We start from the raw sequence: 13,589 nt of genomic DNA, 5'->3' as shown, positions 1-13,589 counted from the left end.
AAAAGCCGGAATTTATTTTCCGGCTTTTTTTTATCCCTCTACTACATTCCGTCCCCGAGCTTTAGCTCTTAAGAGTGAACGATCAGCGTTCTCTAATAACTCCATCCAGCTTGTCGCTCCAATCGCAAACCCAATACTGACCGATACATGCAATTTTTCTTGTGTACCAGATAGATCAATTTCCTCTAAAGAAATCGCAATACGAATTTTTTCGGCCAAGAGACGTGCATCTAAAAACTGCACCTGTTCTAACAAAATTAAAAACTCATCACCACCATAACGAACAATTAAATCAGAAGCCCGTACATTTGCTTTTAATTGATCTGCGATACGCCGAATCACTTGGTCACCCACAATATGACCATATTGATCATTCACGTGTTTAAAGCGATCAATATCAATAATCATCAAACAAGTTTGAGAAAATTTTTGAGGGTAACTCTCAACAATTTTTAAATACTCAGATAAAGCCAAACGATTGGATACACCCGTTAATGGATCTGTATTAGCAATATTTTTAAGCTGGAATTCAAAAGCATCTCGCTGTTTGAGCATCCTTTGTAAACGATCAATAGCTTCGAACAACGAAATAAATTCGCCTTTTTTAGGTTTCAACTCATCTATTGGGTAATCTGTGCTATGAGATAAATCAAGAATTAAGGTACGGGCCTGAATAAGAGGCTCAAACACCCTTCTCTTTGCATAAATTAGTGTAAGTAACGCTGCTGCTAAGGATATGCTTGAAATGAGTAAAGTAAGGAAAAACTTCTTTTTTGCTAAATAGTTTTCTTGAGATGCAATCAAGACGCTTTTATTAAGTAAAAACTTTTGCAAATCAATAACCGTGGTAAATTTATCAACGATTTGGTCTGTCAGTTCTGTTCCATTTAAATGATAGGCTTGGTGCTTTTGGCTTTCATCTAAAAGCTGACCCACAATAGGTACGCCTTTATCTAAAAATTCAGTTTTAACCCTTGAGTAAAGGCGATGATATTCCGGAGTTTTAGCTTGCTCTGACTGTAGTGTGTCTACAAGTGCCCATAAGTAGCGTGCTTGCTGCTGAGTCTGCAAAGACCGCGCCCTATTATCATTAGGTATGGTTTCTTTAAAGGTCACAGGCGCAATAACATTAGATGCGGTACGACCAGCTTGATCCCGCATATCGGTCAACACCACAATCAAAGTAAAGTAATTGTTAATTTGGCTATCTTTACTTTTTAACTGTAGCATCAAATTTTGTAAAACTTCTCGGCAGCTATCCCAAGCTCCAAACATAGCCAAAATTGCATTATCGAATTGTATAGAGCTTCTCGCTTGTTCAGGAGTTGCAACATAATAGTCAACTACAGCGCGAGCCTGTTTTAAATCATCTCTAAATTTAGTATCTAAAGTATTTGCTAAATCGGTATAACCTTCTTCTTTTAAAATATGAATAGTTTCATTAAGTTGGCGATCAACAGAAAGGCGATATTCTTTTAAGTTTTTTTGATTTTTTGAAAAATCGGCAGCGTTACTCGACATTAATTTATTTGCGGGCGCACGTTCTTTAGAGACTTTATTTGCAACTTCAGCAATTGATCTTAAGCTTTTAATTTCAACCAAAGCCTGTTTAGTTTTTAAGTACTCTTGATAACTGCTGACAATAAGCGGAACCGCCATAAACAGTAAGGACAAAATAATGACCAACATGAAGAAAAACAGTCGATTACTGATATGTTCTGAACGTAATCCTGACATTTCTAGCTGGTACTCCGTAAATGTCCTACCATGATCACTACTATAGAATGAAGTAATTAATCCGCATCCTAGCACTTTACTGAACAGAAGTTCAGCAACAAAGTTCGATTAACGCAATATACGCTTTCATCTTTTCTATTTCTTAAAAATTTGATCGAAAGAGCAAATGATGGCTATAGCAAAACTCCATTTTACAGATGATGTAAATTTCGCAATCCTATAATTAGCTTCTTTTTCCTCTTGGATGTTTCTCCCAGCATCCTAAACCCAGCCCTCAGCTGGGTTCTTTTTTATACACACTCAATAGAAGAAATTTCATGTATTTTTTTTAATAAATATTAATGTTTTCTTATAGATAAAAAAAAGCTCAACCTTGGGGAAAGCTGAGCTCGTAAAGTCTGATGTGATAACACATCGTATCTGGGAAAGCACTTCCAACTCTAAAAATGTTAGATAGTGAACTTTGCAATTGAATTGTGTGACTTATCTCTAATTTTGTAAAGTTGATTAAATTGATCAGAATTAATTTTTTAATCGTTTTTTTAGTTTAAAAACATATTTTCTTTGCTTTATTCAATTATATAATAATTCAAAATAGATAGATTATTTAGATGAACTTATCAAAATAGTGTTAACTATTACTCAAAATACAGCAAAATTGAAAAAAGAATAATGTTTGAGTGGATATTTATTAAACAAGTCGACAAATATATTAACGTTAAAACCGATTAATAAAATCGCTTTTTTCAATTGTAAATGTAATTATTTTTAAACTATTTAGTGTCAATTCCCTATGAAACTTAAGGTTTAGACTCTTGTTAATGTTCATTTTTTTAGCAGGTTGACATAATACACTTCAATTGTTGTTTTTTTAACCATTTTTAACATAAGTGTCAAATTTCCTTAACATTACGTTTCATCTATTATTGACTTCATAAATTGTTACAATACAATGACCCCAGCTTTATCTCTTGTTAATGCTGGAAATGATTATGAAAAAACTTGGTTTAGCCACTGCTGTATTATTAGCCATGACCGGTGCTCATGCTTATCAATTTGAAGTTCAAGGTCAATCTGAATATGTTGACACAACTGCAAATGATAAAAACTTCACTGGTGACGTTGCTGGTACATTCTATTTGAAAAATGTTGATACAGCTAAGGGTCCTTTAGCTGAAGCAGCTTTCTTAAACCAAGCTTCTAGCGTGTCTTTAGGTTATAGCTATCAACAATATGACCAAAACAACGTAAACTACCACATTGGTACATACGGTGTTAAAGGTGAGGCATACGTTCCAACTCCTTACCTTCCTGTATATGCTAGCGCAACTTACAACCACACTGATGTTGATGGTAAAAACAACTTCTCTAAAGATGACAACGGTGACCGTTATGCATTAGAAGTTGGTGCTATGTTGTTACCTAACTTCTTAATGACTGTTGGTTATACAAGTGTTGCTAACCAATTCGCTTTAGATAACTTCGGTATCATCGGTAACGGTATCTACTCTGCTGTTAACCAAACTGCTGCTATCCAAAACGACCAAGATGCTGTTACAGCACGTGCTAAATATGTTGGTCCAATCGATGGAACTAACATGGCAATCGGTTTTGAAGCTGCTGGTGCATTCGGTCAAGAAAACCAATACGGTTTAAAAACTGACCTTTACTTAACTCCTAAGTTAAGTGTTGGCGCTACTTTCGTGGGTAACGATGGCGAAGCTGACATCAAAGGTAATGACCTTGGTGAATTCCGCCAAGCTTGGGGTGGTAACGTAAACTACTTCATCACTCCTGCTTTAGCAGTTGGTGCATCTTACATGAAAGCTGACGTTAAAAAGTCTAGCTACGATACACAAACTATCGGCTTAAATGCTAAATTCCGTTTCTAATTTAATTTAGAAATTGAATTAAAAAAAAGGACTCAATTGAGTCCTTTTTTTATGACTATTAACTGCGTACGATATTTAAGAAATGTAAATGACGTTCGTACTGATCAATAATATCCTGAATCAAATCTTCCTGAGTCCAGTCCATTACATCATAGTTTTGTCCGCCTTCTCTCAAAAATACCTCAGCTTGAAAATACTGACCGTCTTCTGCTTCTGTACGACCAATTAAAAAACTTGGAGGTACTGTTTCACGTGAAACAACTTTATAAATAAAATTAATTTCATGATGATGATCGACTCGAAGCTGCATACCATCTTCCACTTCACTAATCGACACCTCAAGATGACGGCGTCTAAACTCATGCTGAATATTTTCAAAAGCACGTGAAACCTGCTTTTCAATATATTGCTTCACCTCTTCTTCACTATGAGGATAATGCATGATTAAACCAAGGCGCTGCTGCCAGCTTCTAGGGTTATGAATGGCGCGTGGTGTAATGCGAGCTTCTTGAATTGCTATCATTTTAGTGACATCAAGATGCAAGGCTTTTATTAAGCCCCAACTCATTAGCAGCATGACTACGGTAAAAGGCAACGCACTCATAATGATTGAAGACTGAAGCGCCGCAAGACCGCCCACCAAGAGTAAAATAATAGCCAACACCGCCATAAGCACTGTCCAGAACAGGCGCTGCCAAGTAGGTGAATTTTCTGTTTTTGCTGTTAAGTAGTCAGTAACCAATGCCCCTGAGTCAGCAGAAGTCACAAAGAATAAAACCACCAAAATAGTCGCCAGAATATTCATGACACCTGACCATGGCAAGTGTCCTAAAAACTCAAATAGAGCAACTGACGAGTCTTGCTGAACAGCCTGAATCAAAGTGGTTTGATGTTCATGGATAATGCTAAATAATGCAGCATTTCCTAAAAAGCCCATCCAGATAATGGTAAAGCCTGTTGGAATGAGGAGTACCCCGACAATAAATTCTCGAATGGTACGACCACGTGAAACCCTTGCGATAAACATACCTACAAATGGCGACCAAGAAATCCACCAAGCCCAATATAAAATCGTCCATCCCCCAATCCATCCATTCGGCTGATAAGCATATAAATTGAATGTCATGGTAAAAAGGTTAGAGATATACTGCCCAGTGTTTTGAATAGTGGTCTGAAGTAAATAAATACTAGGGCCAGCGATAAAAACGAATACTAATAATATTAAAGCTAATACTAAGTTTAGCTCTGATAAACGTTTGACCCCTTTATCTAGTCCTAAGAACACAGATAATGAAGCGAGAATACTCACAAAAATAATGAGTAAAACCTGAGTAGTGGTGCTTTGCTCAATACCAAATAAATAATGTAAACCAGAGTTAATTTGGGTAACACCAAATCCGAGAGAAGTCGCTACACCAAAGACTGTACCAATGGTCGCAAATATATCGATGCTGTCGCCCCACGGTCCATAAATCTTTTTACCAATCAGTGGATACAGTGCTGAACGGGTTTTTAGCGGTAAATTATGCCGATAAGCAAAATAAGCTAATGCTAAACCGACCACGGCGTAAATTGCCCATGCATGTAAGCCCCAGTGGAAAAAGGTTACACGTAAAGCTTGTTGTGCTGCCTCAATTGTCTGTGGCTCACCACTTGGTGGGTTGACATAGTGCATGACAGGTTCAGCCACACCAAAGAACATTAAGCCAATACCCATACCCGCAGTAAACAACATGGCAAACCATGATCCGTTACTATATTCGGGCTGGCTATGGTCAGGGCCTAATTTAATACGTCCAATCGCAGAACAGGCAATATAAATGAGTAGGATAAGAAAGAAGGCAACCGATAAGACATAGAACCAACTAAAAGAATCAGTGATCCACTGCTTTAACTGTTGCGTGAGAAGTTCAAAAGAACTCGGAGCGATCACAACAACTGCTAAGAACAAAGCAATAATAATGACCGTACCCAAAAAGACATTGGGATTAACATTTGCGAACCAACTCGCTTGTTTGGAAGGCATAAATCCTCCATGTTATTTTAATGAAAATGACAGGCTTAAAGCCAATAAAGACATTCAGGAATGAACAAAGTTATATCTTTCAATAGAGAAAGCCGATAATACTTTAAATAAACTTAAATAATATTGCAGTTACAAAGGTGTAAATAAATTAAAACACCTCCTTCTTTATTTATCAGAATTCTTTTTAGGCGTGTGCTTGATATATTGTAAAGCGATTAAACGCGTAACTATTAGGGCCAAATACATCACACCACAAAACATCTGTAACATCGCTAAAACACGTGCTGGTGGACTAAGGGGCATTAAGTCAGACAGTCCCGTAGCGGACTGCAAACTAAAGCTTAAAAACAGTAAATCTAACCAAGTTTGTAAGTGATGGATGTGGTTTGGATTTTGAAAGCTATTAGGAATGAGTAACTGACAAATGTTATATAAAAATGCAAATCCCCAAGCCAGCAAGGTAAAAACTGCGGCAGCTGCAAACAACTCATCGCGGGTTAAATATCGGTCGGCAAACATATAGCGAAATAAACCATAAGCAGCCGAAAAGTAAGCTAAGGCTTCACAGCTATGGGCAAAAATCTGGATGGTTAAATTACTATAGCCTAATAAAATAAAGACCGAAGCTATAATTGCCCCACTGACAAATGCGAGACCGAGAAAAGTGAACATGGGTGTTTGGCGAATAACTTTAGCAATAATGAGTAATGCAAGTACCCCTAGCGCCCAAGTTAAGGTCCTGTAAGCCTCATTATCAAAAGTCAGCATAGCCAGAATAAGTAAAATGAATTGCACCAACAGCAGCCATGCAGAAGGCAACAATCGAAAGCTCGACCAGAATTCAATGATAGATCGCATTTAATTATTTTCCATTTTTTCATTATGTTTTGGATTATAGAAAATCATACTGTACAAAAAATAGGATAAACAAGTTGTTCTTTATTAAGGAGCTTCTTTCAATACACTTTATGAGATAAATAAAAAAGCCCCGTAGGGCTTTTTTGAGATGTTCAAGTGGTTGTGATTTTAGTGGTCTGATGCACCAGAAGCACCAATACCTGTCATTGAACGAACATATTGAGCATCGAAAGAAGCGCGTTCTTTTTTCGCACGTGCTGAGCTGTCAGTTACCGAGAAGAACCAGCAGCAAAGGAACGACAAAGGCATTGCAAATAATGCAGGACCATTGAACGGGTTAATTGGGGTGTCAGAGATTTTTAAAGTATCTACCCATACTGCTTTAGACAGAATAATGAGTACAACCGCTGTTACAAGACCAACTACACCACCAATGACCGCACCACGAGTTGTTAAACCTTTCCAGAACATTGAAAGAACAAGAATTGGGAAGTTTGCACAACACGCTACAGAGAATGCTAAACCTACCATGAATGCTACGTTTTGCTTTTCAAACAAAATACCTAAAATCATGGCAAAGATTGCTAAACCAAGCGTCGCGATTTTTGACATGCGAAGCTCAGAAGCTGGAGTGGTTTGACCTTTTTTAAATACGTTAGCGTATAAATCGTGTGAGATCGCAGATGCACCTGAAAGCGTTAAACCAGCAACAACAGCAAGAATCGTTGCGAACGCTACTGCTGAAATGAAGCCCATGAATAAGTCACCGCCTAAAGCGTCACTTAAATGCACGGCTGCCATATTGTTACCACCAACAAGCTCAAGTTTGCCGGTCATTGCCATTTTCGCAACATCAAGGAATTGCGGGTTATTTGATACGAAAAGGATCGCACCGAAACCAATAATGAAAGTTAAAAGATAGAAGTAACCAATAAAACCTGTTGCAACGACAACCGATTTACGCGCTTCTTTTGCGTCTTTTACCGTGAAGAAACGCATAAGAATGTGTGGAAGACCTGCTGTACCAAACATGAGTGCCAAGCCAAGAGATAAGGCATCAATCGGGTTTGCGGCAAGTTTACCTGGTCCCATAATTTTTGCAGCATCTTCAAAGCTTACATCATGAACTTTACTGAACACTTCAATTGATTGGGTGAACATGTTACTAAAGCTGAAACCAACCGCTTTCATCACCATAAAGGCCATGAACGTTGCACCACTTAATAACATCACTGCTTTAATGATTTGTACCCATGTGGTTGCTAGCATGCCGCCGAAAATAACGTATGCCATCATGAGCAAGCCGACAATCACAACTGCAATGTTATAGTTCAAACCAAATAATAGTTTGATGAGCTGACCTGCCCCTACCATTTGTGCAATCAAATAGAACGCGACTACAACAAGTGAGCTGAAAGCAGCTAAAGTACGAACTGGTTTTTCTTCAAGACGGAATGACACTACGTCAGAAAGGTTATATTTACCAAGGTTACGTAAGCGTTCTGCCACCAAGAATAAAACGATTGGCCAACCGACCATGAACCCGAGTGAATAGAGCAAGCCGTCAAAACCTGAGCTAAACACCATTGCAGAAATACCAAGAAATGACGCCGCAGACATATAGTCACCCGCAATCGCCAAACCGTTTTGGAAACCACTGATCCCACCACCAGCAGTATAGAAGTCTTGCGCCGATTGAGTTTGTTTAGCCGCCCATTTGGTAATAAACAAGGTAAAGCCAACAAAGATGATAAACATGATAATGGCATGCCAGTTGGTGGCTTGCTGTTCTGCTTCACCTAAGTCCGGGCTTGCCATAGCAACAGTTGAATATAGCGATGCTGCTGCCAATAAGGCTTTCGCTTTGAATGAATTCCATTTCATATTAGTGTAGTCCTTTCTCATGCGTGATGGCTTCAACTTCCTTCAACGCTTCTTCACTCAATTGGTCAAGGGTATTATTTGCGATATAGGAATACACACCACAAAGTAGGAAAGATAAAACAATAATTCCTAAACCTAGCGGGATCCCCCATGTCGTTACACCACCACTAAAGGAACTCATCAAAAATTCTTTGTTGTAGCCCACAAGTAGCATAAAGCCCACATAAAGCACTAACATGATGATTGTGAGCGTCCAGCTTAATGCACTTTTTTTCTTGACCATTTTTTGAAACTTTGGATTACGTAGAATCTGTTCTACTTGGCTTTGATCCATAACCAAACTCCTTACATAGTGCCCAACCTTGGTCACTTTTTTTAATGTATTTTTTCATTATTAAAGTTAGCAAGATTCCAGCTCAGTCGTAACTTAGACTTTGGTCGTTAAAATTTAATCAATTTATAGCTTTGTTTCGGCTTGGGTTATGATAGGCATAAGGTTTCACTTATGTAGGTCATATGAACAGCTGGCTGATTATTGGGGTGCTCACTCTTTATATTGCGCTTTTATTTGTCTGTGCTTTTTTTGGTGAGAGGCATGCCAGTCGTCTTAGCACGCGTGGCCGTATGTTTTTATTTAGCTTAACTTTAGGTGTCTATTGTTCCTCTTGGACATTCTATGGGGCAACTGGGGCTGCCGTACGTGAAGGCGTTATCTTCTTACCTATTTATTTAGGTCCACTGTTATTTGTTTGGTTTGGTTATGACATCTGGCGGCGTCTAGGTCGAGTTCGTCAGCATCATGCGATTTCGTCAATCGCTGACTTTGTCGCGGCACGCTATGGTAAAAGTGGTGTACTCGCATCATTGGTCACTATTCTTGCCGTTATTGCGATTATCCCCTACCTCGCGTTACAGCTGCGTGCGATTGCTTTAAGTACCTCGGTCATTATGGAGCAAAGCTCGCATATTCATACGACGACCAACAGCGTGTTATTGCTCACCAGTGTGCTTGCGATTTTAGCCATGATTTTTGGTACAAGGCAGATTGCAAACACGGAGCAACACGGCGGCCTCATGCTTGCGGTTGCATTTGAGTCATTTGTGAAGTTATTTGCCTTACTTTGTGTCGCTTTATTTTTTATTTTTGAATCACCGGCCAACCTGAGCCAAATGACCTCTGATGTAAACCAGACTTTTCAGGAAGTTCAGCTCTTTGGTGTACCCGAAACCTTCTGGATTCAAACATTATTGGCGGGCTTAGCCATTATTTGCTTACCACGTCAGTTCCACGTGGCTGTGGTCGAACTCCGCGATGAGAAGCATATTCGCGGTGCCCGTAAATGGTTCGCGGTTTATCTCATTTTAACTATTCTTGCCATTATTCCGATTGCAAGCTGGGCTTTACATGCCGCACCGAAGTTTCTGACCGTGCCTGATGTGGCTGTGCTGTCATTGCCTTTAAGTTATAACCAAGAGTGGCTGGCATTACTGGCCTTTTTAGGCGGGTTCTCTGCATCAACAGGTATGTTACTGGTGTCATCAGTAGCATTGTCTATTATGCTCAGTAACGACTTGATTATGCCTGCTCTATGGCGATTTAAGTTGCTGTCACGTCACGATAAGCATTTACCTAAAGTTCTTAAATTTAGCCGCCGTATCAGTATTGTTGCGGTGATGCTACTTGGCTTTTTATTCTTCCATTTCTTTAATGACATTAACCAACTTTCAGTTTTCGGCTTATTGGCCTTTAGTGCTGTAGCACAGTTTGCACCTGCACTGATTGGTGGTTTGTATTGGCGTGGCGGAAGCCGTCAAGGCGTCTATGCAGGACTTATTATTGGATTTTTAATGTGGAGTTATACATTACTATTTCCAACTATTTTGCGTAGCTTGCCTGAAGCCTATCAGGAAACTGCTCAAAGTATTTTACTTTTCGGTCCTTTCGGCATTAATGCCCTACGCCCGGAATCTTTATTTGGTTTTGAGTCATTTGCACCTTTAACTCACGGTGTTATTTGGTCACTCGGTTTAAATATTGTTTTATATATCTGGATTTCAAAAATTTATCGGCCAAGCGTCGCTGAACAAATTCAGGCAGAAAGCTTCTTTTATTATGAAACAAAGCCTTTACCATCACCGCACACATCTACTGATTTAACCTATCTTCCTCATGATGCGGCCCGCTTAAAAGTGGGTGATTTATTTGCCCTAGCCAAAAGAATTACGGGTGAGCAACCCACTACGCAAGCGTTCGAGAACTTTTGTGAGCAAAATCACCTCACCCTCAACCCAAATAGTATTGCCAATGGCATGTGGTGGCGTTTTACCGAGCAATATCTGGCCGGTATTATCGGTGCCGCTTCTGCACGTACGTTGCTCACAACAGCAATGATTAATAACGGCCTCGCTTTAGGGCAAGTGGCTAATATTTTAGACCAAGCATCGCAGTGGCAACGTTTTAATCAGAACCTTCTTATGACCATGATTGACCACATGACCCAAGGGGTAAGCGTGGTTGATAAAAATATGTGTTTGGTCGCATGGAACAATCAATATTTAAAACTGTTTGGTTACCCAAAAGACCTCGTTTATGTAGGCTGCCCAATTGCCGACCTCATTCGCTATAACGCCGAACGCGGTGAATGTGGTCCCGGTTCAGTTGAGGAACATGTGCGTAAACGTCTTCACTGGATGAAAGTGGGAAGTGCTCACGAATTTGAACGTATTCGTAAAGATGGCCGTGTAATTCAAATGCGAGGAAATCCAATCGCAGGTGGAGGCTTTGTAACGACATTTGCCGATATTACGGCCTTCCGTGCGAACGAAGCCGTACTTGAAGCACGCGTAAAAGATAGAACACAACAACTTGCCGATGCCTTAACTGAACAACAGCTTGCACGTGAACAAGCTGATATGGCCAATATGTCAAAAAGTCGATTTATTGCCGCGGCAAGTCACGATCTATTACAGCCTATGCATGCTGCTCGTCTGTTTAGTACTGTTCTTGAGCAAAGTATTTCGACCGAAGAAGACCGCCAGACCCTACAACAGCTTGACCGAGCACTCTATGGTGCAGAAAGTATGTTATCTGCCCTACTCGATATTGCGCGTTTGGAAGGCGGCACCATACAGCCAAAGAGACAACCTTATCCATTACATGATTTACTCAGTGATCTTGAGTTGCAGTTTAAATCGATCGCTGCTCAGCGAAATATCTCACTGAAAGTCCACGATGTGTCTTTCTGGATCGATACCGACCCGCAGTGGATTCGTCGTATTATTCAGAACTTTGTCAGTAATGCTTTGCGTTATACCGCCAAAGGTCGAGTGGTGGTGGGCGTACTCCGCTCTGCGCAGCAGTCTGGACATATTCGAATTGGGGTTTGGGATACTGGACCAGGTATTGCCGAAGAACAACGGATTAAGCTATTCCAAGAGTTTGAACGCTGTGGGCACTTATCACCTTGGGGTGAACAAGGTTTAGGGCTAGGACTTGCCATCGTACAACGTATGACAGGTTTGCTAAATTACCCTGTTCATGTTTACTCGGAGTTGGGCAAAGGCTCATGCTTTATGATTGAAGTACCTATTGTCGAGCCACCAAAAGTTGCAACACCAGCTGTACAAGCCGTACCTTTAAAAACTAAAGCCTACCGTATTTTGTGCCTAGACAATGATGAAACTATTCTTGAAGGAATGAGTAGTTTATTAGGAAGATGGGGTTATCAAGTTTTCAAAGCGACTGAACCTGAACAGGCGCTAGAAATTATTCAAAAAGAGAATATACAGGTTTGGCTCATTGACCAGCACTTAAACCACAATCAACTTGGCGTTGATTTTATTACTAAAAATCGTCAAGAAGATGTTCCTGTTGCCTTAATTACAGCGGACTCGCACCCTGAATTACCGCAGCAATTAAAAGAACTGAATATTGTTTTACTCAAAAAACCGTTAAAACCTGCTTCATTAAGAGCATGGTTATCTGGGCTTAAAATTGCCAGCACGACAGACTAATCATTTATCGCTTCCCAACCTTTAATAAGTTTGGGGAGCGGTTCTTGGCAAAAATGTTTGACTGAATTTAAGCCAATAGGCAGAACTGCTCAAAAAGTCTACTTTTACCCAGTAAATCATTGACCAAAATTTCCAATGCCTTTTTTTCTATGGCAAAGCCCACCTTTTTTGTAAGTGAACACTTGTATACTTAGTTACAATTTAATAAATCATTGTTTTTATAATAGATTATTTACAAAAAATCACCTTATACGACTTTAGTCGTATTCTACTTGCATTCTTCATGACACATAAATATTCAAAACGAATTTTTAAATTGTATAACGAATTATCAAATCGATTTCCAATCTATATAGCTTCACTGCTCTAGAATGAATGCAAAGGATAACTGCCATGAATATTTCTGATAACACCCCACAAGGGCAACTCTCGTCTCAACAATTTTATCGTCAATACAGTGCCAATGCCCTACTTCCTGAGTTAGATTGGCAAAGTATTTTTCCGCATAGCAAGCTGAGCGAAGCACATATCAAAGCACTCAATACTATTTATCAGTGTGCTGTACCTCTCGCACTTAATGTATTTCATGATCTAAATTTTGATGTATTTGCGCCTGCTGCATATCATCCGCAAGGCTTAGGTTTATTTGATAAATTAGCCCAACAAGAAGAGAACTTCTTAAAAGTTCTTACTGCTGAAAGTGAAAACCTTGACCATGAGACACGCCATCAAATCTGGAGTATGCTTCTACGCGGTGGCGCTGTTCTGGTTTTCAAGGCTTGGCTTGGTCATGTCAAACTCGGAGAAAACCTGTTAGATATGACTCAGTTCGATGAGCTTTCTGACTTGCTGTTTATTAAGACACCTCCACATCAACTTGCTGAACGTTTGCATGTAGATGAAAAAGCAAAACTTGACCATATCTTCTTAATGTATGGCAATGATATTTTCCTTGATCGGTTCAATAGCCTAGAAACCGCAGCTCTCTTTGTTGATTTAGGTGTTTATGATGCGGCTTTCTTAAGCTTGCGTGATGACCGCGTGGCTGAATATTTAAAAAGCAAAGGCTATGTGACCCAAGAACAAATTGATGATTTGCAATGTGCGCTTAACCCACTGTACTGCGACAGCCTAACACCTAAGCAAGATTGCCTTGCCTAAGTGGAACATATAAAAAA

General features: G+C 39.6%; 8 protein-coding genes. 3 read left to right on the top strand and 5 right to left on the bottom strand.

Features of this window, described 5'->3' with window-relative positions:
• Positions 1-30 precede the first annotated feature (30 nt).
• Positions 31-1,737: a GGDEF domain-containing protein gene (locus tag MKL62_RS16345; protein ID WP_000016119.1), complete on the bottom strand. Its 1,707-nt coding sequence runs from the start codon at positions 1,735-1,737 to the stop codon at positions 31-33.
• Between the two features lie 992 nt (positions 1,738-2,729).
• Between MKL62_RS16345 and omp33-36 the strand changes: the two genes are divergently transcribed.
• Positions 2,730-3,629 carry a porin Omp33-36 gene (gene omp33-36 / locus MKL62_RS16340; protein ID WP_000733005.1) on the top strand — a complete coding sequence of 300 codons (900 nt, stop codon included), beginning with the start codon at positions 2,730-2,732 and terminating at the stop codon, positions 3,627-3,629.
• Positions 3,630-3,687: 58 nt separating this feature from the next.
• On the opposite strand, the gene MKL62_RS16335 is transcribed toward omp33-36, so the two are convergent.
• The 4 genes from MKL62_RS16335 to MKL62_RS16320 all read right to left on the bottom strand — a co-directional run bounded on the left by MKL62_RS16335 (position 3,688) and on the right by MKL62_RS16320 (position 8,731).
• On the bottom strand, positions 3,688-5,655 hold the full coding sequence (locus MKL62_RS16335) for a glycine betaine transporter (protein ID WP_001139472.1): 1,968 nt from the start codon (positions 5,653-5,655) through the stop codon (positions 3,688-3,690).
• 165 nt (positions 5,656-5,820) lie between these two features.
• Positions 5,821-6,513, bottom strand: coding sequence for an ion channel (locus tag MKL62_RS16330; protein WP_001256565.1), 693 nt, complete (start codon positions 6,511-6,513; stop codon positions 5,821-5,823).
• A 168-nt stretch (positions 6,514-6,681) separates the two neighbouring features.
• On the bottom strand, positions 6,682-8,397 hold the full coding sequence (locus tag MKL62_RS16325; protein WP_000871878.1) for a cation acetate symporter: 1,716 nt from the start codon (positions 8,395-8,397) through the stop codon (positions 6,682-6,684).
• Position 8,398: 1 nt separating this feature from the next.
• The gene (locus MKL62_RS16320; protein ID WP_000372818.1) at positions 8,399-8,731 is read right to left on the bottom strand and encodes a DUF485 domain-containing protein; all 333 of its coding nucleotides are present in this window, start codon (positions 8,729-8,731) and stop codon (positions 8,399-8,401) included.
• Positions 8,732-8,913: 182 nt separating this feature from the next.
• Here MKL62_RS16320 and MKL62_RS16315 point away from each other — a divergent pair, with 182 nt between their 5' ends.
• Positions 8,914-12,411, top strand: a complete 3,498-nt coding sequence (locus tag MKL62_RS16315) for a hybrid sensor histidine kinase/response regulator (protein ID WP_004742040.1) — start codon at positions 8,914-8,916, stop codon at positions 12,409-12,411.
• A 393-nt stretch (positions 12,412-12,804) separates the two neighbouring features.
• Entirely contained in the window at positions 12,805-13,572 is a 768-nt protein-coding gene (locus tag MKL62_RS16310; protein ID WP_001026732.1) for a hypothetical protein, read from the top strand.
• The last annotated feature ends 17 nt before the right edge of the window (positions 13,573-13,589 follow it).

Source organism: Acinetobacter sp. AOR01_HL, assembly GCF_027855455.1.
Taxonomy (GTDB): Bacteria; Pseudomonadota; Gammaproteobacteria; order Pseudomonadales; family Moraxellaceae; genus Acinetobacter; species Acinetobacter baumannii.
This window is presented reverse-complemented; position numbering and strand designations above follow the sequence as displayed.

What these genes read in the sequence shown, in the direction of transcription:
- MKL62_RS16345 (WP_000016119.1), bottom strand. Translation starts at nt 1,737, where the DNA reads ATGTCAGGATTACGTTCAGAACATATCAGTAATCGACTGTTTTTCTTC.
- omp33-36 (WP_000733005.1), top strand. Translation starts at nt 2,730, where the DNA reads ATGAAAAAACTTGGTTTAGCCACTGCTGTATTATTAGCCATGACCGGT.
- MKL62_RS16335 (WP_001139472.1), bottom strand. Translation starts at nt 5,655, where the DNA reads ATGCCTTCCAAACAAGCGAGTTGGTTCGCAAATGTTAATCCCAATGTC.
- MKL62_RS16330 (WP_001256565.1), bottom strand. Translation starts at nt 6,513, where the DNA reads ATGCGATCTATCATTGAATTCTGGTCGAGCTTTCGATTGTTGCCTTCT.
- MKL62_RS16325 (WP_000871878.1), bottom strand. Translation starts at nt 8,397, where the DNA reads ATGAAATGGAATTCATTCAAAGCGAAAGCCTTATTGGCAGCAGCATCG.
- MKL62_RS16320 (WP_000372818.1), bottom strand. Translation starts at nt 8,731, where the DNA reads ATGGATCAAAGCCAAGTAGAACAGATTCTACGTAATCCAAAGTTTCAA.
- MKL62_RS16315 (WP_004742040.1), top strand. Translation starts at nt 8,914, where the DNA reads ATGAACAGCTGGCTGATTATTGGGGTGCTCACTCTTTATATTGCGCTT.
- MKL62_RS16310 (WP_001026732.1), top strand. Translation starts at nt 12,805, where the DNA reads ATGAATATTTCTGATAACACCCCACAAGGGCAACTCTCGTCTCAACAA.